Source organism: Haematobacter sp. (assembly GCF_032102465.1).
Taxonomy (GTDB): Bacteria; Pseudomonadota; Alphaproteobacteria; order Rhodobacterales; family Rhodobacteraceae; genus Haematobacter.
In genome coordinates this window covers 1-20,749 of record NZ_DAMDHB010000044.1, presented here as the reverse complement: position 1 = coordinate 20,749, position 20,749 = coordinate 1, and the positions used below count along the sequence as shown (strand labels likewise).

Annotated in this window: 20 protein-coding genes and 3 pseudogenes; 4 read left to right on the top strand and 19 right to left on the bottom strand. The window is 63.0% G+C overall.

Going from position 1 to position 20,749, the window contains the following annotated elements; translation table 11 throughout:
• Positions 1-12 precede the first annotated feature (12 nt).
• A complete protein-coding gene (locus RT513_RS18385; protein WP_313534208.1) occupies positions 13-336 on the bottom strand; it encodes a DUF736 domain-containing protein in 324 nt (107 codons plus the stop codon).
• 660 nt (positions 337-996) lie between these two features.
• Positions 997-1,179, bottom strand: a complete 183-nt coding sequence (locus RT513_RS18380; RefSeq protein ID WP_290686706.1) for an antirestriction protein — start codon at positions 1,177-1,179, stop codon at positions 997-999.
• 88 nt (positions 1,180-1,267) lie between these two features.
• On the opposite strand from RT513_RS18380, the pseudogene RT513_RS18375 reads away from it, so the two are divergent.
• Positions 1,268-1,558 (top strand): annotated as a pseudogene (locus RT513_RS18375) (hypothetical protein).
• 4 nt (positions 1,559-1,562) lie between these two features.
• Here RT513_RS18375 and RT513_RS18370 read toward each other — a convergent pair.
• The 4 genes from RT513_RS18370 to RT513_RS18355 all read right to left on the bottom strand — a co-directional run bounded on the left by RT513_RS18370 (position 1,563) and on the right by RT513_RS18355 (position 3,360).
• Positions 1,563-1,886 (bottom strand): type II toxin-antitoxin system RelE/ParE family toxin, encoded by a 324-nt coding sequence (locus tag RT513_RS18370; protein ID WP_290686708.1) that lies wholly within the window; start codon positions 1,884-1,886, stop codon positions 1,563-1,565.
• Entirely contained in the window at positions 1,883-2,137 is a 255-nt protein-coding gene (locus RT513_RS18365; RefSeq protein ID WP_290686710.1) for an antitoxin, read from the bottom strand. The genes RT513_RS18370 and RT513_RS18365 overlap by 4 nt, the downstream gene beginning before the upstream one ends.
• A 219-nt stretch (positions 2,138-2,356) precedes the next feature.
• Entirely contained in the window at positions 2,357-3,001 is a 645-nt protein-coding gene (locus tag RT513_RS18360; protein ID WP_290686712.1) for an antitoxin of toxin-antitoxin stability system, read from the bottom strand.
• On the bottom strand, positions 3,001-3,360 hold the full coding sequence (locus RT513_RS18355; protein ID WP_290686714.1) for a hypothetical protein: 360 nt from the start codon (positions 3,358-3,360) through the stop codon (positions 3,001-3,003). The genes RT513_RS18360 and RT513_RS18355 overlap by 1 nt, the downstream gene beginning before the upstream one ends.
• Before the next feature lie 896 nt (positions 3,361-4,256).
• Between RT513_RS18355 and RT513_RS18350 the strand changes: the two genes are divergently transcribed.
• Positions 4,257-5,420, top strand: coding sequence for an ATP-binding protein (locus tag RT513_RS18350; protein WP_290686715.1), 1,164 nt, complete (start codon positions 4,257-4,259; stop codon positions 5,418-5,420).
• A 91-nt stretch (positions 5,421-5,511) separates the two neighbouring features.
• On the opposite strand, the gene RT513_RS18345 is transcribed toward RT513_RS18350, so the two are convergent.
• The 5 genes from RT513_RS18345 to RT513_RS18325 all read right to left on the bottom strand — a co-directional run bounded on the left by RT513_RS18345 (position 5,512) and on the right by RT513_RS18325 (position 10,247).
• Complete coding sequence (locus RT513_RS18345) at positions 5,512-5,835, bottom strand: DUF736 domain-containing protein (protein WP_313534208.1); 324 nt, start codon at positions 5,833-5,835, stop codon at positions 5,512-5,514.
• Positions 5,836-6,349: 514 nt separating this feature from the next.
• Positions 6,350-7,399 (bottom strand): NAD(P)-dependent alcohol dehydrogenase, encoded by a 1,050-nt coding sequence (locus tag RT513_RS18340; protein WP_290689835.1) that lies wholly within the window; start codon positions 7,397-7,399, stop codon positions 6,350-6,352.
• 30 nt (positions 7,400-7,429) lie between these two features.
• Positions 7,430-7,894 carry a cyclophilin-like fold protein gene (locus RT513_RS18335; RefSeq protein WP_290689834.1) on the bottom strand — a complete coding sequence of 155 codons (465 nt, stop codon included), beginning with the start codon at positions 7,892-7,894 and terminating at the stop codon, positions 7,430-7,432.
• A gap of 95 nt (positions 7,895-7,989) precedes the next feature.
• Positions 7,990-9,048: an alpha/beta hydrolase gene (locus RT513_RS18330; protein ID WP_290689833.1), complete on the bottom strand. Its 1,059-nt coding sequence runs from the start codon at positions 9,046-9,048 to the stop codon at positions 7,990-7,992.
• A complete protein-coding gene (locus RT513_RS18325) occupies positions 9,048-10,247 on the bottom strand; it encodes an MFS transporter (protein ID WP_290689832.1) in 1,200 nt (399 codons plus the stop codon). The genes RT513_RS18330 and RT513_RS18325 overlap by 1 nt, the downstream gene beginning before the upstream one ends.
• A 121-nt stretch (positions 10,248-10,368) precedes the next feature.
• Between RT513_RS18325 and RT513_RS18320 the strand changes: the two genes are divergently transcribed.
• Positions 10,369-11,271: a LysR family transcriptional regulator gene (locus RT513_RS18320; protein WP_290689831.1), complete on the top strand. Its 903-nt coding sequence runs from the start codon at positions 10,369-10,371 to the stop codon at positions 11,269-11,271.
• A gap of 166 nt (positions 11,272-11,437) precedes the next feature.
• Here RT513_RS18320 and RT513_RS20905 read toward each other — a convergent pair.
• The 3 genes and pseudogenes from RT513_RS20905 to RT513_RS18305 all read right to left on the bottom strand — a co-directional run.
• Positions 11,438-12,087, bottom strand: a pseudogene (locus tag RT513_RS20905) (DUF932 domain-containing protein); the annotation flags it as partial.
• 271 nt (positions 12,088-12,358) lie between these two features.
• Positions 12,359-13,942, bottom strand: a pseudogene (locus RT513_RS18310) (OB-fold nucleic acid binding domain-containing protein); the annotation flags it as partial.
• The gene (locus tag RT513_RS18305) at positions 13,869-14,453 is read right to left on the bottom strand and encodes an ImuA family protein (protein WP_290689828.1); all 585 of its coding nucleotides are present in this window, start codon (positions 14,451-14,453) and stop codon (positions 13,869-13,871) included. The gene RT513_RS18305 and the pseudogene RT513_RS18310, both read right to left, overlap by 74 nt.
• A 370-nt stretch (positions 14,454-14,823) precedes the next feature.
• Here RT513_RS18305 and RT513_RS18300 point away from each other — a divergent pair, with 370 nt between their 5' ends.
• A complete protein-coding gene (locus RT513_RS18300; protein ID WP_290689827.1) occupies positions 14,824-15,507 on the top strand; it encodes an SOS response-associated peptidase in 684 nt (227 codons plus the stop codon).
• A 208-nt stretch (positions 15,508-15,715) separates the two neighbouring features.
• On the opposite strand, the gene repC is transcribed toward RT513_RS18300, so the two are convergent.
• The 5 genes from repC to RT513_RS18275 form a co-directional block, all read right to left on the bottom strand.
• A complete protein-coding gene (repC, locus tag RT513_RS20900) occupies positions 15,716-16,858 on the bottom strand; it encodes a plasmid replication protein RepC (protein ID WP_409518430.1) in 1,143 nt (380 codons plus the stop codon).
• Positions 16,859-17,152: 294 nt separating this feature from the next.
• Positions 17,153-18,130 (bottom strand): plasmid partitioning protein RepB, encoded by a 978-nt coding sequence (repB, locus tag RT513_RS18290; RefSeq protein WP_290689825.1) that lies wholly within the window; start codon positions 18,128-18,130, stop codon positions 17,153-17,155.
• A 1-nt stretch (position 18,131) separates the two neighbouring features.
• Positions 18,132-19,307: a plasmid partitioning protein RepA gene (gene repA / locus RT513_RS18285; RefSeq protein ID WP_290689823.1), complete on the bottom strand. Its 1,176-nt coding sequence runs from the start codon at positions 19,305-19,307 to the stop codon at positions 18,132-18,134.
• Positions 19,308-19,985: 678 nt separating this feature from the next.
• Entirely contained in the window at positions 19,986-20,276 is a 291-nt protein-coding gene (locus RT513_RS18280; RefSeq protein WP_290689822.1) for a type II toxin-antitoxin system RelE/ParE family toxin, read from the bottom strand.
• Between the two features lie 3 nt (positions 20,277-20,279).
• The gene (locus RT513_RS18275) at positions 20,280-20,543 is read right to left on the bottom strand and encodes a type II toxin-antitoxin system ParD family antitoxin (RefSeq protein ID WP_290689821.1); all 264 of its coding nucleotides are present in this window, start codon (positions 20,541-20,543) and stop codon (positions 20,280-20,282) included.
• Between the last annotated feature and the right edge of the window lie 206 nt (positions 20,544-20,749).

The window sequence follows — 20,749 nt, the reverse complement described above, 5'->3', positions numbered from 1 at the left end:
TGGTTGGGGGGATCACTCCCCCCGGCGGGTGTTGGGGCGCGACCAGATCAGGCTGGAGCCCTCGCCGTCCTCGTCGTCGAAGAGGTTGGCGTAGATCGGATGCGTAAAGCTCGGATCATCCAGCTTCAGGCCCAGATAATCCCGCCCCTCCGCCGAGCGCTTCGTCCAGGCGGCGCCGATCTCTGCCCGGCCGACCAGGATGCGGTGCGAGGGCGCGTTCTCGCGATTGGCCCCTGAGGAGGGGACGATGCGCACGCCCTTGGCCTGCACGCTGAGGGTGACGATCTCGCCGGTGTATTCGTTGCCGGTCTTCCTGAAAGTGCCGATGGTCGCCATGTCTCTTCTCCATTCTCTCGTTTTCGGGTCCGCTCCAGTGCGGCCTCGATGGCGATCGAAGGGACGGGGACGACCCGTGGACGCAGTCCCGGCACGGGACCCTGACAGCAAAGGCGGGACTTTCTTGTACGCGCGAGGAATGCCGGGCACCGGCAGGGGAAGAAAGTCCGGACGACGCTGTTGCGCCACAACGGGCGAGGCGCAGCCGGTCTTCGGCCAGATCAGGCCATCTGCAGAGGCCACACGGGTGCGGTCCCAATACGGGCGAAGCGAATGGAGGCAGCCGCGACCCTGAAGGGACCGGCGGGAAGACCGGAGGGCGACCACGGCGATGCTCATCCATGCGATCAGGCCAGTGTGCATCCTCCCTCAGACCAGCGGCATCAGCGAACGCCCATTGCGGCCTGTCGGCCGGGCCGAGGTCGATGACCACCGGTAGCGCACTGATCGCCAGCCGGAATCTGGGCCTGACGCGATCCGTAGCCTTCAGATGATCGTAGCCATATGATGACGACTTGCGGCGGGGGCGCTGCCAGATCAGCGGCAATGGCACCTCCGGGGAAGAGTGACCCCAACCGGGGCCCCGGTCGAAAGACCGGACCTACGGACACCCCATAAGGGCGGCCTGACATCGTCCTGACTGCGCAAGCCGGTGCAGCGCTAAGCGATGGCCCGGGCGATTTCGCCCGCTTCCGGATGTTCGCCCACATAGTCGTACAGCCCTGCGTAGCCCGCCATCATCCGCTCGGAGTCAAACCCGAAGGAAAGATGGGAGAACGTGAACAGCGTGGTGACGATGAAGGGCGCCTCGGCCGACATGGTGCCTGCGTAGCCCTGATACATTCCGCTCGGACCCTTCTCCCGGCGCGCCGGTTGAATTTGTTCCCTTAATGTTCTACATTAACCCCATGGTCAGAACAGGAGAACCGCCATGGCCTCCGCCAGTTTCGCCCTGCCGGTAACGCCGCGCCAGATCGCCTATGCCCGCTCGCTCGCGTTGCGCAACGGGACCCTCCTGCCCTAGGAGGCACAGCAGGACCGCCGCAGCCTCAGCGTCTGGATCGAGGCGCAGGCCAAGCTGACACCGATGTATGACGGGCATCCGACCTCGAAGCAGGTGGCGTTCGCGGAGCGCCTCGCCCGGATCAAGCGCCGCGCCGTCCCCGATGAATGCTTCCGCGACCGGCAGCTGCTGTCGCACTGGATCGATAGCAATCGGTGAGGGGTCACGGGTCTCGCTGCTGCAACCGCCCGGCGAGCCTGGCCATCAGGTCCATCCGCTCATGCAGGATCGCGACGATGAGGGCCGGAGCATTCGACCGGGGTAGGCAGAAGAGATAATGGCGCTCGCAACGTGCCATCCGCAGTTCGGGATAGAGCGCGCCCATATCCCTGCACTGTCCGGGATCGCCAGCGATCCCGCTCATGCCATGTTCCAGAGCCTCGGCGTAGCGGCGAGCCTGCGCCGCACCCCAGGTGTCACGCGTGTGGCGGATGATGGCGCGCAAATCTGCCACGGCATCATCGGTCAGGATATAGTTTCGGCTCAATCCCGACCGCTCCGGCCCAACTCCTCAGCCAGAATGTCCTCGACGCCCTTGTCGGAGACTTTGCTGGCCAAGCCATTCTGCACGCGCGCCTTCATCAGGGCCTGCAGCTCCGCCCAAGCCTGATCCGCATTCTCGTCACCGGGAAACAGGCGTTCGATCGCATATTGCCTGATCGTTTTGCCCTGCAGGGCCGCAAGCGCCTTGAGGCTCTGGTGCTGCTGCTCGGTCATGTCGATGGTCAGACGGCTCATTTTCATCTCCGCATCAGCCCGAAGACCCACATTACCACATTTGAGCAACTAGGCCAGCAGTGAAAGCGGCGGAACGCTCCGTCAACCTTCCGCCAGATGTGTGGACCAGTTGATCCACCATCGCCGCCGGGGACCATGAGTGCCCCCAATGCCGAGAGAGGTAATATGGGCGGTTCCGGAGTTTCCAGGTCTCCTGACGGTCGATCGTAAATTGCAGGATCATCCTAAACGCCACCCTTCTACGGTGAAGGTATAGCCGTTGAGGACGATGGCCTCGTCCAGCGCCGCGTCGAAGGACAGGTATTCGCACTCCCGCTCCAGCTGGCGATAGAGCCAGCGAGCAAGATCGCGAAGCGCTTCGGTCACGATGGTTTCCGCGTCCTCTGTCGCCTCCTGCGCGGTCGGACTGTCGCGCGTAACATCAATCTCCATGGTGAAGGCATGGTAATATCTGCCGCAATGCCGCACCCCGGCCTGCAGCTGGTAGAAATTGCGCCGTTGCACGGCCAGAAGGCTGTCGGCAATGCGATGCAGATCGCCATTCTGCGGCGCATGGGCACGGATATCCGCCACGGCACCTTTGCGGAACTCGTACCATCCTTCCCATGCCGCCCCGTCGCCTTGCGACCAGAAGCCGGTGAACCAGATGCAGGGCTCGTGCCGGGTTCCGCCGCCCATCAGGCGGACGGCTCGAGTCCTCAGCCGGATGCCGAGGATTTCGGCGACGCGCTGGAAATCCTCATAAACCGCATCATGCCAGTCATCATCTAAAGCGCCCGCGCGATACCAAGCGCGGGCACTGTCCTTTGCGGCCTCGGGGAGTTCGTCCAGCCGATAGACGGTGGTCTCGATGATCGCCGGCATCAGGCGACCCTTTCCGCGAGCAGCGCCAGCAGCGCTGCGTCGCGCCAGAAGGGATCGACCAGTCTTCCTTCAAGGATGGCCGCCTGCCTGCGCACGGCGCCCGCGTCCTGACGCGCCCCGGTATCGGCGAGATGCTGCGCCTCAGCGCGCATCCTGCTGGCCTCGATGACCACCGCGCGAGCCTCTGCGTCAGAGTCGACAGGTCGGCACCAATCGATCCAGTCTCCACTAACCTCGCCTGCCAGCACCAACCTCTGCTCGGCATCCAGAATGGCGATCAGCCATGGCGTGAGACGAAGCGCCGGATCGCACCCGCAGGTGATCTTCCCTCGACCGAGGGACCGGCTGGCGAGGGTCATGGCAGCCGCAGGTGTCGAAAGACTCGCTGCGCTCGAACGACCAGCGGTGCAGATCGGGATCGGCATAGCGCGCCTCGCCGGTGCAAGTCACCGACAGCGGACCGCGTTGCGCAAGGCGCAGATGGCGCAGCGCCTGGTCGACCAGCACGCGGCCTGCAGGACGGACGCCCGAGATCGGAGAAACTGGGGTCATCGTGATCGCTCCACGACGGGCAGTGGAAGCCTTTTCTCCACCTCGGGACCCGTCGCGGGAACCCGACCCAGCCTCTGCCTCTGTCGTCCCGGCCATCGACGACAGGACGCCCGACAGGCGCCCGACTTGTCTGACCGGATCTGCAATCACCCTCGGGCGTTCGGACCGCCGGCTTGGAAGGAGGCCGAATCCCCGAGGGCGGCACGCACGCGTAAGCCGACCCTACCGGGTTGAATATCAAAGAGACGGATCAGACCAAGGTTTGCGAATGGAAGCGGGGATCGGGCATTGCATCCGACAGGAGCCCGATTCCGTCACAGGATGCCAGCGCTCCGCCTGCCCTGTCGCTGCGCTGTCGAGGAAATCGATGTGCTTCAGACCGGGATGCAAGGACCCTGCCCTGCCCCGTGCCGATGAATGCGATGGCGGTTCTTCAGCGCGTGTTTGACCCACGGCATGTAGAAGCGTGGCCACGGAAGCCTTGTGTGGCGACCGGCGGTCGTTGCAGCTTCGGGAAGAATGCTGAGCAAACTGCGCTTTGACGATCTGATGCTGGTTCGACGCCAAAATGGTCCAGGTCCCGTGTCAGGCCACCAAGGAACGGGAGGCGCCCATCCCGACTAGGGATGTCTAGTTAAGTCTAGCGAAATTCTCTAGATCTCTCTAGAAACGACTATTCATCGCTATCAATGCCGGAGGCCTAATGGACCCGTATCGTAACCCATTTGCGCCAGGCGCAGGCAGTCGTCCTCCAGAACTCGCAGGCCGGGATGCGATCCTTGAGGCAGCAAGGATCTCCTGCGGACGGGCGGTGAACGGAAGAAGCGCCCGCTCGATCATGCTCCTGGGTCTGCGCGGCACCGGAAAAACCGTGCTCCTCAATGAGATTGGTCGGATCGCCGAACAAGAGGGCCTGCTGGTTTCCAAGGTCGAGGCGCCCGAGGGAGAGAGCTTGGCGCGCCTGATCTATCCAGAGATGCGAAAAGTCATGAGATCGCTGTCAGGGGTAGCAGCGGCGAGGCACATTGCGACGCGTGGTTTGCAGGGGCTGCGTAATTTCGCCTCGATCTTCAAGATCGAAGTCGCGGGGATCGAGGTCGGCGTGGAGCCCGAGCCTGGGTTGGCCGATACCGGCGACCTCCAGTACGACTTGCCCGACCTCTTCACCCTGATCGGAAAGGCCGCCCAGGCCGCGGGACGGGGTTGGATTCTTCTGATCGATGAAGTGCAGTATCTGTCGGAAGCTGATCTTTCGGCCCTGATTGTTGCGCTCCATCGGATGTCACAGGAAGGTCTGCCGGTCCTGCTGGTCGGAGCAGGGCTGCCGCAAATTGCACGGCTGGCGGGTGAGGCGAAATCCTACGCCGAGCGGCTGTTCCAGTATCCGGCTGTGGGAGCGCTTGATCCGGCCTCTGCCAGTCAGGCAGTTGAAAAGCCGATCCTGGAAGAGGACGCCAGCATTGCACCAGAGGCGTTGCGGGCCATCGTGGAGCGGACCAAGGGATATCCCTTCTTTCTTCAGGAATGGGCGTCTGTCGCCTGGAACAATGCGGAAGGGCCGAAAATCACTTTCGCCGACGCAGATCAGTCCTATGCCGAAACGCTTGCGCTTCTGGACGAGGGGTTTTTCAGAGTTCGGATGGATCGCTTGACCAGGGCCGAAGTCCAGTTCGTGAAAGCGATGGCATCACTTGGGGACGGGCCGTATGCGATGGCCGATATCGCAAGGACGATGGATCGCAAGCAGCAGTCTCTCGGCCCGGTTCGCGCGAGCACCATCGCAAAAGGCATGATCTACAGCACAGATCATGGCTATCTGGATTTCAGCGTCCCACTCTTCGCCGAGTTCATGCGTCGGCAGGGCTGACAGATGGCGGCGTGACGATCGCCGAACGAAGCGGGTGAAAGTCGACAAGATTGAGGCCTCGGTCTTTCGACCGGGGCCTTGGTTGGGGGGATCACTCCCCCCGGCGGGTGTTGGGGCGCGACCAGATCAGGCTGGAGCCCTCGCCGTCCTCGTCGTCGAAGAGGTTGGCGTAGATCGGATGCGTAAAGCTCGGATCATCCAGCTTCAGGCCCAGATAATCCCGCCCCTCCGCCGAGCGCTTCGTCCAGGCGGCGCCGATCTCTGCCCGGCCGACCAGGATGCGGTGCGAGGGCGCGTTCTCGCGATTGGCCCCTGAGGAGGGGACGATGCGCACGCCCTTGGCCTGCACGCTGAGGGTGACGATCTCGCCGGTGTATTCGTTGCCGGTCTTCCTGAAAGTGCCGATGGTCGCCATGTCTCTTCTCCATTCTCTCGTTTTCGGGTCCGCTCCAGTGCGGCCTCGATGGCGATCGAAGGGACGGGGACGACCCGTGGACGCAGTCCCGGCACGGGACCCTGACAGCAAAGGCGGGACTTTCTTGTACGCGCGAGGAATGCCGGGCACCGGCAGGGGAAGAAAGTCCGGACGACGCTGTTGCGCCACAACGGGCGAGGCGCAGCCGGTCTTCGGCCAGATCAGGCCATCTGCAGAGGCCACACGGGTGCGGTCCCAATACGGGCGAAGCGAATGGAGGCAGCCGCGACCCTGAAGGGACCGGCGGGAAGACCGGAGGGCGACCACGGCGATGCTCATCCATGCGATCAGGCCAGTGTGCATCCTCCCTCAGACCAGCGGCATCAGCGAACGCCCATTGCGGCCTGTCGGCCGGGCCGAGGTCGATGACCACCGGTAGCGCACTGATCGCCAGCCGGAATCTGGGCCTGATGCCGATCCGTAGCCTGCCAATCGATTGCAACATGCCCCTTTGTCAGCCGGCCATCGTGGCGATGTCCATGACGAAGCGGTATTTCACGTCGCCCTTCAGCATCCGTTCATAGGCCGTCTCGATCCCGTCGGCGTGGATCATCTCGATGTCGGCGGTGATGCCGTGGCTGGCGCAGAAATCCAGCATTTCCTGCGTCTCCGGGCTGCCGCCGATCATGGAACCGGCCAGGCTGCGGCGCTTCATGATCAGGTTGAAGACGTTGGGCGACGGATGCGGCGTCGCGGGCGCGCCCACCAGCGTCATCGTGCCGTCGCGTTTCAGCAGCGCCAGGAAGGCGTCCAGGTCATGCGGCGCGGCGACGGTGTTCAGGATGAAGTCGAAGCTCTGCGAATGGGCTGCCATCTCCTTCGCATTGCGCGACACTACCACCTCATCGGCGCCAAGCGCCTTGGCATCCGCCACCTTGTCGGGCGAGGTGGTGAAGGCCACCACATGCGCGCCCATGGCATGGGCAAGCTTCACCCCCATATGGCCCAGACCGCCGACGCCGACCACGCCCACCTTCTTGCCCGGCCCCGCGCCCCAGTGCCGCAGCGGCGACCAGGTGGTGATGCCCGCGCAGAGCAGCGGCGCCACGGCGGCAAGTTGATCCTCGGGGTGAGTGATCTTCAGCACGTAGCGTTCATGCACTACGATGGCCTGCGAATAGCCGCCCAAGGTGTGGCCCGGCGCGTCATCGGTCGGGCCGTTGTAGGTGCCGACCATGCCCTTGCAGTAATTCTCCAGCCCCTCGCCGCAGTCGGCGCAATGCTGGCAGCTGTCGACGATGCAGCCGACGCCCACCACGTCGCCGGGCCTGTGGGCAGTCACATGGTTGCCGACAGCGGCGACGCGACCGACGATCTCATGCCCCGGAACGCAGGGGTACAGCGTGCCGGCCCATTCGCTGCGCACCTGATGCAGGTCGGAATGGCAGATGCCGCAGTAGAGGATCTCGATGTGCACGTCATGCGCGCCCACCTCGCGGCGGGTGATTTCCATGCGGTCCAGCGGCTGATCGGCAGACGGGGCGCCGACGGCAAGTATGGTCATGGTGTGTCCTTTCGGGTTCGTGAATGAGGATCAGGCATGCGCGGCGCGCAGCGGAAACTCGCCCCGCACCAGCAAGGGGTCGACGCCACCGTCGAGCCGGCCGAGCCTGATCAGCCCCGACGACCAGCGATAGCCTGCGTGGAAGAAGGCGAGGTTGCCCCACGGCGCGAAGTAGCAAAGGTCGCCCGCTGCCTCCCGGACAAAGCGGTCGCTGCCGTTCCCGATCAGCTTGCGCGGCAGGTAGGCGATCTTCTCGTTGGTGGAATAATCCGTGATCGTCAGGTCCAAGGGCAGCATCGACAGCAGATCCTGCGCCCAAGGGTTGTCCTCCATCGTCGCGGTGAAGCTCTGGTCAGCGAAGGTGAAGCGCAGGCGCATGGTGGCGGTTCCCGAAGTGGCGGCCTTCGCCCGCGGGAGCGCAAGCGAAGGCAGGGCGAGGCTGGCAGCGAAAGCAAGCATCCTGCGGCGCGACATCGGAGCAAGCCCCTGTGTCATTGTAATCCCCTCGCGGGCAGGATCCGGGCGCCGCGCCGGCGGAGGGCGTCGATCAAGCACTTGCACCACCCTGCGTTCTCCTGACCACCAAACCGCTACACGGCCAGGTGCTGGTCGAAGAAGCCCGCCAGCCGGTCGAACGGGATCACATCCGTCTTGTCATAAAGATCGGTGTGGCTGGCGCCGGGAATGATCATCAGCTCCTTCGGCTCGGCCGCGGCCGCATAGGCAGTTTCGCTGAAGTAACGCGAATGGGCGTTCTCGCCATGGATCAGCAGGACAGGCCGCGGCGAGATCTCCGCGATATAGCTCAGGATCGGCATGTTCATGAACGATAGCGGCGTCGTCACCGTCCAGGCGTTGCCGGAGTTGACCGCGCGCGGATGGTAGCCGCGCGGCGTCATGTAATAGTCGTGGTAATCGACCATGAACTGCGCCTCGCCGCCGTGCAGTTCGTTATAGGGCGGCTGATAGGCCGGGGCGCCGGTGGCGGCGTCCTGCCACCGCTGGAGGCTCAGTTGCTCCAGCGTCTGCGCGCGCTGCTCTAGGGTGACGCTGTCGTTGTAGCCCTTCGACATGACGCGAGTCATGTCGTACATGGTGATCGCCGCGACGGCCCTGACGCGCTTGTCCACGGCCATGGCGTTCAGGGCCATGCCGCCCCAGCCGCAGATGCCGATCATCCCGATCCGCTCACGGTCGACGGCGGCGTGCAGGCCGAGGAAATCCACCGCCGCCATGAAATCCTCCGTGTTGATGTCGGGGGAGGCGACATTGCGCGGAACGCCGCCGCTTTCGCCCGTGAACGAGGGGTCGAAGGCCAGCGTGACAAAGCCGCGTCCCGCCATGGTCTGCGCATAGAGGCCGGAAGACTGCTCCTTGACCGCGCCGAACGGGCCGCTGACCACGATGGCGGGCAGGCGGTTGTCGCCCCGGCCCTGCGGTAGATAGAGATCGCCCGCGAGCGTGATGCCGTAGCGGTTCGTAAACGTGACCTTTTCGTGGTCGACGGTTTCGTTTCGGGGGAAGGTCTTGTCCCAATCGTCAGACATGGTTTGCGCCTTTGCGGAAGTGGTGAAGATCGAAGCCATGCCCAATGCGGCAACGCCCGCGCCGGAGAGCTTCATCAGGGATCGGCGATTGATGTCGTTCATTATTTCGTTCTTTCGGGTGGTGTTTGCAGAAGGCCGCGCCCGCTGCCGATCAGCGCCAGCGCCGCGATGGCGAGGATCACGCTGCCGACAAAGGTCGCCTGAACGGACACGGCATCCAGCAGCAGGCCGCCCAGTACGGCGCCCAGCATGATCGAGGTCTGGATGCCCGCCACCATCAGGCTGCCGCCGGCCTCCGGCGCGTCATCGACGTTGCGCGACATCCATGTCATCCAGATCACCGACATGGCGGTGTTCATCGCGCCCCAGATCGCCAGCAGGATGGCGCTCGCAAGGGGTGAGCGGCCCACCGCCAGCAGGCCAAGGGTACAGGCGCCCATGATCAGCGCGGGCAGTTTCAACAGCGGCGCGACATCGGGGCCGACCAGCCGCCCCGCGCCCCAGGTGCCCACGAAGCCTGCGCCGCCGAGGACCAGCAGCAGCACGGACAGCGTGGTCACGTCCGCCTGCGTCACATCCTCCAGAAACGGGCGCAGATAGGTGAACATGGTGAAGGCCGATCCCCAGGTCAGCGTCGCCGCCAGCAGGCCGGGCGCGAAATACGGACGCCGCAGGACCGAGAGCAGGACGCGGAAATCCTGATGCGGGCCTGCGGGCAGGGAGGGCAGCGACAGGGCGAGCCAGACCAGATTGACCGCGACGATCGGCGTCAAGGCCCAGAAGACCTGCCGCCAGCCGAAGATGCCGCCCAGATAGCTGCCGACCGGCGCGGCAAAGGCCGCGGCGATGGCCTGCCCGCCATACATCAGCGCCAGCGCGCGCGGTACCTCCCCCGCCGGGACCAGCCGCATGATCACCGCCGTCGCCAGCGCCCAGAACCCGCCGATGCAGATGCCCAGCAGCGCGCGTCCGACGATCAGGACGGTGAAATTCGGCGCCATCGCCACGAGCACCAGGGAGGCCAGCATCAGCCCCGTGATCGCCAGCAGCACGGCCTTTCTGTTCAGCCCGCCCGCGAGCGTCGTGACCAGCAGGCTTGCGATGACGGCGAAGAGTCCGCTGATCGAGATCGCCTGCCCGGTCTGACCCGTGGTGGCCCCCAGCCCCTCTGCCATGGGTGTCAGTAGGCTGACCGGCATGAACTCTGACGCGATCAGCAGGGCGACGCAGAGCGACATGGCGGCAACCCCGCCCCATGCGGCGCGCCCGGTGCTTTGCGAGGCGTTGAGGGTGATTTCCATGACCTGTCCGTCCGGTTTCGGTTGAGCGGAAGATAGACAGTCCCGGCACGTCGGATTAGGGGGCCAATCCCGCATGGACTAATCGACACGGTCGATTAATATCCGCCGGAAAGGGGTCAGGATGCGCCGAACCGATTACAACGATCTCGTCTGGTTCCAGGTCGTCGCGGAGCTGCGCAGCTTCACCAAGGCCGCGGCGAGGATCGGCGTGGCGCAATCTACGCTGAGCTACACGATCAGGCAGTTGGAGTCGCGGATGGGCCTGCCCCTGCTCACGCGCACCACCCGCAATGTCGCGCTGACGGCGGCCGGCGAGCGGCTGTTGAGGACGGTCACCCCCCGACTGGCCGAGATCGAGGAGGAGATCGCCGACCTGATGGCGTTGCGCGACACGCCCTCGGGATCGCTCCGGCTCACGCTCTCCGACCACGCGCTGGAAAGCACCGTCTGGCCCAAGCTGAAGCCCGTGCTGGCCACCCATCCCGACATCAGCGTGGAATTCAGCATCGACAGCAGCTTCCGCAACATCGTGGAGGAGGGCTTCGACGCCGGCGTCCGGCTGGGCGAGAGCATCGAGAAGGACATGATCGCCGTCCGCATCGGCCCCGACTGGCGGCTGGTGGCGGTGGCCTCCCCCGGCTATTTCGCGGACCGGGGGAGGCCGGAGCATCCGCAGGATCTGATCCGGCACAACTGCATCAACATGCGCCACATCACCGCGGGCGGCCTCTACGCATGGGAGTTCGAGAAGGACGGCCAGCCGCTGCGAGTGCGGGTGGACGGCCAGCTGACCTTCAACAACTCCTACGCGATGATCGACGCCGCCGTCTCCGGCCTCGGCATCGCCTATGTGCCGGAGGACATCGTGGCGGCGCAGATGAAGGCGGGAACGCTGGTCCAGACGCTGGACGACTGGTCGCCGCTCTTCGAGGGCTACTACCTCTACTACCCGCAACGACGGCAGAACCTCCCGGTGTTCAAGGTGCTGACCGATGCCCTGCGCCACAGGGAGCGGAGCGCCTGACCGGCTGGGAGGTCTTTCTCACCATACTGCCATTATCAACGACGGTCGCGGTAGTTCCCATCCTGCCACGCCGGGCTTTGTCCGCTGCAAGGTATGGATGGCCACGAACTCTATTCCCGCGCGAACATGGAATGACTTTAGCCCCGGTCACGCCATGGCTGAAGGTCGACCCATCCGCGAGCCTGAGCCCTTCAGCGTCAGCACCGTCGGGACGATCCCGGATCGAGTCCGAGGTGGCGCCAATGGCCACCACGGTGTCGGGGGCATTCAAAGCCGTAATCGTCTCCAGAAGGGTTTTTCCGGCCGAAGCTATGCTGCGTCGCGTCGCGTCGAGAGTGTTCGCGCCCGCAGCCTCGACCCGCGATAAGCACCTGCCCGCGTCCGGGCAGCAGATCGCCGTCTCGAAGGTCTTGATCTGCTCGGCGCGGTGGCTTGCGAGGCCATATTGCAGGTTGATTCCGGCCAGCGGGGCCGGAAGCTGGCGCAGATAGGCTGCGGGTGCGCCGACAAGACTGGCAAGCTGACCGAAAGCCCAATGGGTCGGCACCACCGGGGCATCGGTCTTTGGCAGGATCAGCTGCAGCCTCTCGGCATTGTCGCGGCTGGCCTCGACATGGATCCGCGCCGTCTCGACGATCCGGGTCCTGCTGCGCTCCGAGCGGGACTTCACCGAGGCCCAGAGATCGTCGAGCGAGAGATAGCGCTCATCGTCGGGCCGGTTGACGACACCCGGCCGTTGCGCTCGCCCCGGCTGACATCCACCTTGTAGCCGCCGCGAGGCGGGCGCGCGGGATCCAGAATCTGCACATTTTTCATCACAATCGCTCCACGACAGGCCGCCGGAGGCCACTCCTCCAGCCCTGAGGCCCGTCGCAGACTCCCCATCCGGCTTTACCTCTGACCCGGCCCTGAAAGGTGTAACCTGTCCGGTGTGAGCACCATTGTCGGGTCAGTGGAAATCGCGGCTGGGAAACAGCTTCCGCGCCTGTTCGCGGGGGTGCTGCGCGGGGGAACGAATGCTGCCGCCCGCGGGCCGGCGGGTCTCATCCGCGCGGCCGTCATTCGCCTCGATCGCCACCGGCCGGCCCAGCGTGGCGAGCAGCGGGGAGATGTCCTCGATCTGTTCGGCGACCAGATGGGTGACCTGCCCGTCGCGTTCGATCCGCCCGGTGACCCGCAGCAGACGGCCCGCGATCACCGCCCGACGGAACGCCTCATAGACGCGGCCCCAGACCACCACATTGGCAACGCCGGTCTCATCCTCCAGCGTCAGGAAGATGACGCTGGAGGCTGCGCCGGGCCGCTGGCGAGTGATGACAAGCCCGGTGACCGTGATCCGGCCCGTCGCCTGCGGCAGACGATCATGCGGCAGGCTGCCCGTCAGCCGCGGGCGCAGAAGCTCCAGCGGGTGGGCACGCAGGCTGGGCCGGAGCGACAGGTAATCCTCGATCACCTCCTCGCCCAACGTCATATGCGGCAGGGCAACGTCCGGCTCCTGCCCGCCCTCACCATCGGTGCCGAAGAGTGGCAGCGGGGCGGGCGCGCGGAGCGCCTTGGCGGCCTGGCGGCGGTTGATGAAGGGATGCACCATGCCGCCTTGGATCGGGCCCGGGCGGACGATGGCCACTTCGCAGACCAGATCGTAGAATTGGCGCGGCCGCATGCGGGGCAGGAAGTTCAGCTGCGCCCGGCTTTCTACCTGGAACACGCCCACCGCATCAGCGCGGCAGAGCATGTCGTAGACCCGGCTGTCTTCGGGCGGCACATTGGCCAGCGTCCGGTGCTCGCCGCGGTGATCGGTGAGCAGGCCGAAGGCCTTGCGGATCGCGGTCAGCATGCCAAGCGCCAGCACATCGACCTTCAGCAGGCCGAGCGCGTCTATGTCATCCTTGTCCCACTCGATCACGGTGCGATCATCCATCGCGGCATTCTCGATCGGGCAAAGCTCGTCCAGCCTGCCCTGGGTGATCACGAAACCGCCGACATGCTGGCTCAGGTGCCGCGGAAAGCCGATGACCTCCCCGATCAGCCGCAGTGTCAGCATCACCCGGCGGTCGGCCAGGTCGAGACCCGCCTCCCGCATCCGGTCCTCTCCCGGCGGGGTGGAGGACCAGCCCCAAATCTGGCCGGAAAGCCGCGCGACCACGTCCTGACTCAGCCCCATGACCTTGCCCACCTCGCGGATCGCGGCGCGGGAGCGGAAATGGATGACCGTCGCGGTGAGTCCGGCGCGGTGGCGGCCGTAGCGGTCGTAGATCCACTGGATCACCTCCTCGCGGTGTTCGTGTTCGCTGTGCAGATCGTCGCGGAGAGCCCCCTCCCCGCCGAACAGATGACCGACCCCGGAGATATCCGCCATCAACCCGTCGGGTCCGTCGGTCGCGACCATCGGAGCGTAGCGGGCGGCCCAGCGGCGCAGACTTTTCAACGCGGCCGACTCCCCTGCCAGATCGGCGGGCCGGGTCGAGAGATCGGGGCAGATCGCCCGCGCATCGGCCAGCGGCATGGCGCGGCGCAGGCCCTGCGCTTCTGCTGCGGGATTGAGACAATGCAGATGATCGGCATTCCCCGACCGCAGGGTCAGGGTGAAAGGCCCGTCAATCGGGCGCCTCCTGAGGCTCGTGTCGCTCGCGAGCCTCGGGAACCAGATGGAAAGCAGCCGTCGCGCCATTCCAGTGCACAGTCCAGGATTTTAGTGTTCCCTTTTTGTTCTTATTAAGAGACCAGCGATGCAGAGTCGAGTCCGGAGCGCCGGGCAATGCCTCACAGTGCCAACGCGTCTCTGCGGCATTGCTGCCCTGCCCTTCGCGGATGAGGAGAAGGCCGGTGCTCCGCCCAGCTTCCGCCGCCAGCTGGAATCGTCTGCCCTCCATCAAAGACAGGGCTCGCTCCGGTTCTGCGATGACCAGATCGACGGGCCGGGACCGTAGCGCCTCTTCGAAGCACCAGAGCAGATCGGTCTCGTTCCCGGGTGTCACGATCAACAGCCGCTCAGCCACCCCCTGCGGCAGGCCGCACGGCATGGGGCGTTCGCGCATATGGTCGCGCAGGATCCAGATCACCGGTCTCCGATATCGGACGGCCTGCAGCAGCGAGAAGGTCCGCCGGTTGCGCCCCTCCGCCTCGTGTACCCGTCCGGAGATGAGGGTGAGAGGATCGCCGATGCCGATTTCAGACCGCATTCCTGTGGTCCTGCACCAGCACGTAGAACATGGTCCCCAGCGCAAGGGCGTTGGGAAACCCGCGCAGAGGAAAGGCGGAAGGCACGCCTGGGGAGCAGGTTTTGGACGGGCTGCACATTCCGAAACATTACATGAACACGGATATCCAGGAAAGATGGAGCCACCGTTGCCCGCGCAAACACCCTAGCAGCGGTGAGCTCAGTCCATAGCCGCAGCGCGATGCGATGAGCACCACGCTCCTCCGCCTTGTGCCGAGATGAGCGCCGTGACGCCTCGCTCTCTTTTATGCCGAGGCGCCGTCATCCTGTCTTGAGCCTTGCCGTTTCCGTCGCGGACCGGCAGCCTTGCACGAACTATTCAGGAAATCGCCATGTGCGGGCGGATCAATGTCGCCGGAATGAACCCGGAGGAACTGAAAGCCTATTTCGACCTGGGCAAGGTGCCGCTGCGGCTTCTGGCGCGTTACCACGCACCACCGACGACGCCGGTGCCGATCGTACGGGAGCAGACCGGCGAACTGGTGATGGAGATGGCACGCTGCGGCCTGATCCCGACCTTCTACCGCGGTTGGCTCCGTGACTGGAAGGCCACCAGCTTCAACGCCCGTGCCGAGACGGTGGCGACAGCACCGACGTTTCGGGGCGCCTACAAGTACGGGCGCTGCCTGCAAGTTGCAGCCGGATATTACGAATGGATGACGGGGAACGGCCAGAAGACGCCGGTCTACATTCACCCGGCCGGCAATGCGCCTGCCTTTGCCATGGCAGCGCTCTACACCGACGTGGAGCTTGCGGATTATCACGGGCTGACGGTCGCCACCGTTACGGAGCCTGCGCGCGGCGGTATGGCGCGGGTGCATGACCGCATGCCCGTCATTCTTGGCCCGGAGGGAATGAAGCTCTGGCTTGCCGGCGCACCGATCGAGGACATCCCGCGTATCGATCCCATTGGGATCGACTGGCACGCGGTCAGCCGGGACGTTGGCAACGTGCGCAACGACGGACCGGAACTGATCGAGCCGGTTTGGACGCAGGGCGAGATGGACCTGGGGTGACCATGCATTCGGTAGCGCTGGCTATCATCGATCGATTGTCGCTGTCATCTCGGGGAGAACATCACAATGCCGTCCGTATGCATGATATCCAAAGTAGGTCGCTAAGGCTAGTTTTGCACTCCAAATGTTTACCCGGGTAAACCTGAAAGATGGGGAGTGAAGATTCTGATCGTGATATGTTTACTCCGGTAAACATCCTCTCGTTGTTCTACGCATGGAGCGAACGCTGAGCTCGGGGTCGCGTAAGGGATCGAAACATTTGAACCGGATCGATGCCCTGCCTTTCTGCTCGCACCGCAAGGGAACGAAGATAGGCGCCGGGATTTGTTATGCGATCTAGCGCTTCTACCAACCCAAGTATGGCAAGCGCACACCCGTGTCGACCAAGATGTTTTTCTGCGGCGTGAACAATGGGTGTCGTTAGGCCTATCGCCGGGGCAAGGCTTGACGAAAGATGCAGTACATCTGCCCAAGATTGCGGTGTTGCGGGAGCCATAGCATTTGAGGTTTTTGCCAGTTCCATGCATTCCGCCACAGAGATGTCCTTCGAAGGATGCCCCGCTGTTCTGCGGGATTTCTGCGATCTTGAGGTTTTGCGGCCGGCGGGGATCGGTACATCAGATTCATAGGATTCTTTATTCGATATCTGTATGTGCCGGTCATTTTGTCCGCCTCTGGCGGTCATTTTGGTAGCGGTGGCGTCAGATGTGACTGTCGATTCTGACCGATCAGCCGTATTCGAGTCTTCGAGGCGGGCGAGGATATCAACGAGCTGATCGTTAGTGATGGCCCGCCGAAGTGATAGTCGTGCTTCTTCGCGCAGTTCCTCGGAGCCAGTCCGGGAGAAATTGAATAACGCGTGGCGTATCTTCGCGAGAAGACTAGAGCGCTGAAGCGCTTCTCGGTGACAATCTGCGGCAAGCGCTTCAAGGTCGGTTTTCATGACGAAAGCGGGTGTCAGGTCGATGCCATAGGCGACCAGGGCTTCCGGGTGTTCAGTGTGGATACGGTAGCGCTTACCGTTAGGGCTCGACCGGCGGACGATAAGGCCGACCCTTTGAAGTTGGGCAATACGACGACGAAGGGTTCTTTCGTCGATCCCGTCACAACGCTCAATGAGAATGCGATTGGACGGAAAGACGACCATCTGCCCCGGTCCGAACTGTGCGGGCAGGAACGTAAGAAGTCCGCGGAGGACGGTGATGTCTCGATCCCGAAGGTTGAGCCGATGTCGGCAACGTTTGATGAGATCAAGTATCTGCCAGCGCAAGTCCTTGGTGCCACCAGGGTCCCTGGTGCGAGAGTCGGCTCCACGCGCCAAGTCGGGCTGGTGCCGAACATGCTGAAGCATGGGCGAGATGACAATGCGATCCATGTGCGTTCAAGCCAATAGGACGGCCAAGCTAGGACACCGCGGCGGACAGCCGCGCTCACACCAGTTTCAGACCCACAAAATGGGTTGAAGACACCAACCACCGCCGAGCGGTGTTGCGTGTGATTTCGGCCTGCGCTATCTTGCTCTCGCTAGAAGATGAGCAATCTCAGGGTTGGCGCCCTGTTTTGCGCGGGCCTTCCGTCTGGTTTCCATGCGGGAGGCCTATCCTTTTCTGGCACTGCTCCTCTATTGTTGCCGTCGCATTCCTGTTCACTCTGATTTGGTGAGGTGAGACAGGAATTCTTCATGAAGACGCGGGAACAGCGTCTCAGCATTCGAATGCAGCCAAACCGCGAACTGATCGTCACGTCCCGTCGACTTGAAGGTCAAGTTCCCCCTGTGAAGCTGAACGGTCCCCAAATCCGAACCATTAGAGGCTTTGACATTCAGAAGCTTCTGGGCGCGCGCGCCGCTCCTTGGGTTGCCCTGTCCGGAGACTGTCGCCTTTGCCCATACATCGAACCTTTGGTCCGACGTGAGATCAGGGGGGAAGGGGGCAGGGTGAACCGAAACAGGGTCGATCCCTGCTTCCAAAAGATGGGAGGCCAACTCGTACCACCGTTTCCAGCCAACTGAAGGCGCAGCGCCAATGCGTTCAATAACTTGGCGCGGTATCGCTTCCCGAACTTTCCGCATGTGTGAGGTATGGCTACGGTTTACGTTGAGAGCATCTTGAACGATCCGCGCGCTATACCCGGCTTCCTCCAGGTCGCCGGCAAACAGAGCCTTCTCGATGAACGAGGGGTCTTTTCGGAGATTGTTCTCTTGGCCTTGCGCTAGAACGGCCTCCTCATCGGACAGCGTGCGGATCAGCGCTTTGATGGGCATACCCAGCCCGCGGATCGCAGCAAGCCTCCTGCGTCCGTACACAACTTGGTAGCGACCACTCATCGCGGGGTGAGGGCGCAAGAGGATTGGGACCTGCTGGCCGTGCTGTGCGATGCTTTTGCGCAGGTCGCCAATATCGTCGTCAAGATCGCCTAAGCGATCCGTCAGCCCCGTGTCTTCGACAAGTCCGGGATCAATCTCCTGCACTGCACGGCTGCTGACGCTACGCAGATCGTTGCGGATGGCGGCGATGGGACCGCTGCTCTGAAACACTTCGGGAGTCCGAGGCTGGCCTGACTTCTCAGGTGTGTCTGGCCGCTGATTGGGCGTGATGCCCTCGAACATGTTCTTCCGGGCCATGTCAGAGCCTCCCCCAAGCTTTGTGGATCTCTTGTTCCAGTTCGCGGGCGACGGCATTCACCGATTCGATCGCGCGAGAGTAAGTGTTTCGATTGATACTGCCGCGACCAACCTCGAAGAGTGTCTGATGGGTCAGGCCAGCGTCCGATATCGCAGTCGATTTCAGAAAGGTCTCCGTCATCACGCGCTTTCCGAAGTTAGCACGGAGAAGGCCCGCCACCTGCGCTTGCGGTCCGTCGGAAGGCTCAAAGCGTGAGACCAGATAGCGAAGGAAATCGTATTCGAGGGTCATCCCAGCTTCGCGGATCGTATCAAGCAATGACGACGTCATGGTCAGGAACTGTGCGAGGGATGCGATGTCGATGAAGTTGGGTACGACGGGAATGATGATAGATGACGATGCGACAAGCGCAGAGAGCGTCAGGAAGCCGAGCTGCGGCGGGCAGTCGATGAAGACCAAGTCATAGTTGGCCTCGACCGATTGGATTGCTTCACGAAGACGTAGATAGAAGGGGGGCTCAGTCCCTAGGCGTAGCGCATAAGGAGTCTCAGTTTCATACTCTGACAGGATCAGCCCGCCTGCTGCGATATCGAGCCCATGGAAGTATGTCTTTCTGACAACCTCATTCATGGGAAGAGGATCACTGTAGCGGATTGCGTCGTAGATCGTCCCTTGATGGGTAAAGTCGATCTCCGGGCGCAACCCCGTCATTGATGACAGAGACGCTTGAGGGTCCATGTCAATGATGAGGACACGGTAGCCGTGGAGCGCGTACCATTGGCTGAGGTAAGCGGCGGTTGTCGTCTTAGCAGACCCGCCTTTGAATGAAACGCACGATATGATCTGTGCTGGCTCGTGTCCAACACGACCGCGCAGATAGAGCGAGGGGTCTCGTGTCGCACGCGCCAGTGCCAGGCGAATTTTGGCGAGGTCATCAGCCGCATATGTCTTCCGTCCACGCTCATCGAAGGGCACGTCAGGAATCTTGTCCTCGGCATGCAGTTTTCTGAGATGACCCGGAGCAAGTCCCAAAAATTCGGCTGCCTCAGCAGAAGAAAAGGATCGGAGATGCTTCCTCGCGTCCGGGGCAAAGTTGCGCTCGAGATGCAGACGGATGGACTCTTGCAGAGTCGATGCATCGCTCTGAAGCTCTGCGAATACACGTTCTGCCGCCATACTGCCCCAGGCCCCTTATGCTGATACAATCAATAATCAGCTGACTCTTTTCGAGTTCGTTGTCGTTCCGTAGCGATAAAATGCGAAATTCTCGTAGTTTAGCGCTACGAACAGAAATGCGCCAAGTTTGATGATGCTGCAAGAACATTTGTGCCACGTCGGCAGGGCTTGCTCCTGGCGAATGGCGTGAACCACTATAATATATTGAAAATGAATAGAAATCATCCAGAAATCTGTGCCTAAGAGCAGCGCGCCGTTGGGTTTAGGAGGGCCTCGGAGCTGATCGATTGACCTGAAGCCCGCCCCTCCCGCGCGAATCGTGCCGCCGGGAGGGCGGCGCAATCGCGGGATTCATTCTCAAAACGAGCACCGACCATCTTGCTGAAATGTCGGTTCAACCGCGATTTCAGCTAGTCAGGCCGCCTGCGCCTGAGTCCGAGGGGCAAGGAAGCTCGCTGTGGATGATCCCGTTGTCTTAGCGAAGAGTTTCTCCCGCCAACGATTTGCCGCACGCGAGATGACCAGCATTGAATGAAACCTCGGTCGCGAGGTGAGGAAAAAGGAATGTCGGCGACGTTCTGCGCGGCAGGGGAGGGGGCGGCAATGTGCTGGGGCAGGGGGAACTGTTAGACGCAGCGAAAATGGCCTTACGCGCTCGGTAGCACGTGGTCCACTCCTTTAGGCGAGGATCCCCGGTAGATTGCGGGCATCATGCAGCACCCGCACGATCCGAGCGTCCCCGTCGGCGATCAGGAAGAAGATGAGATAGCGACCGTGCCGGGCCGATCTAAGACCCGGGTGGAGGTCGTCACGGACGGGAAAGCTTTGGGGTCGCGCGGCCGCGTCCCGCATGCGCGCTTCGATCTCCGCCAGGAAGGACACTGCACGTGCGGGATTGTCCTGCGCGATGAAGTCGCCGATCTCGACAAGATCATCCCGGGCCGCCGGAAGAACAATCAGCCGCAGCACGGATCAGGACCGCGTCGCATACCGCGCACGAAGCTCTGCAAATACCTGATCTGCCGGGATGCCTGGGCCGCTGTCGATGCCTATCTTAATCGCGGCGCGCAAGGCCTCAAGGTCGCGCCGTTCGGTGTCCCGGCTGCGCACCCAATCACGCAAGGCCTCGCGAACAACCTCGCTGGTCGAGGCATACTCGCCGCCCGCCACGGTCTGGCGCAGCGTTTCGGCCAGTTCTGCGGGCATCGTGATCGTCATGCGTTCCACTGCGGGCATGGGAGCCTCCTTCCTGATACGCGTACTTTATCATACTTATGATGCGATATCCATTCCTCACGTTCGGTCGGATCAGCGCTGATCTTCCTTGCGCGCCCGGCCGCGCCCGCGCCACCGCCAGACTGGGCGTCTCCTCAGAAGCATACTATTCCGATAAGTGTCTCTTATCGGAAATTATTGGTACGGCGGCGGAAGCGGCGAGTCAT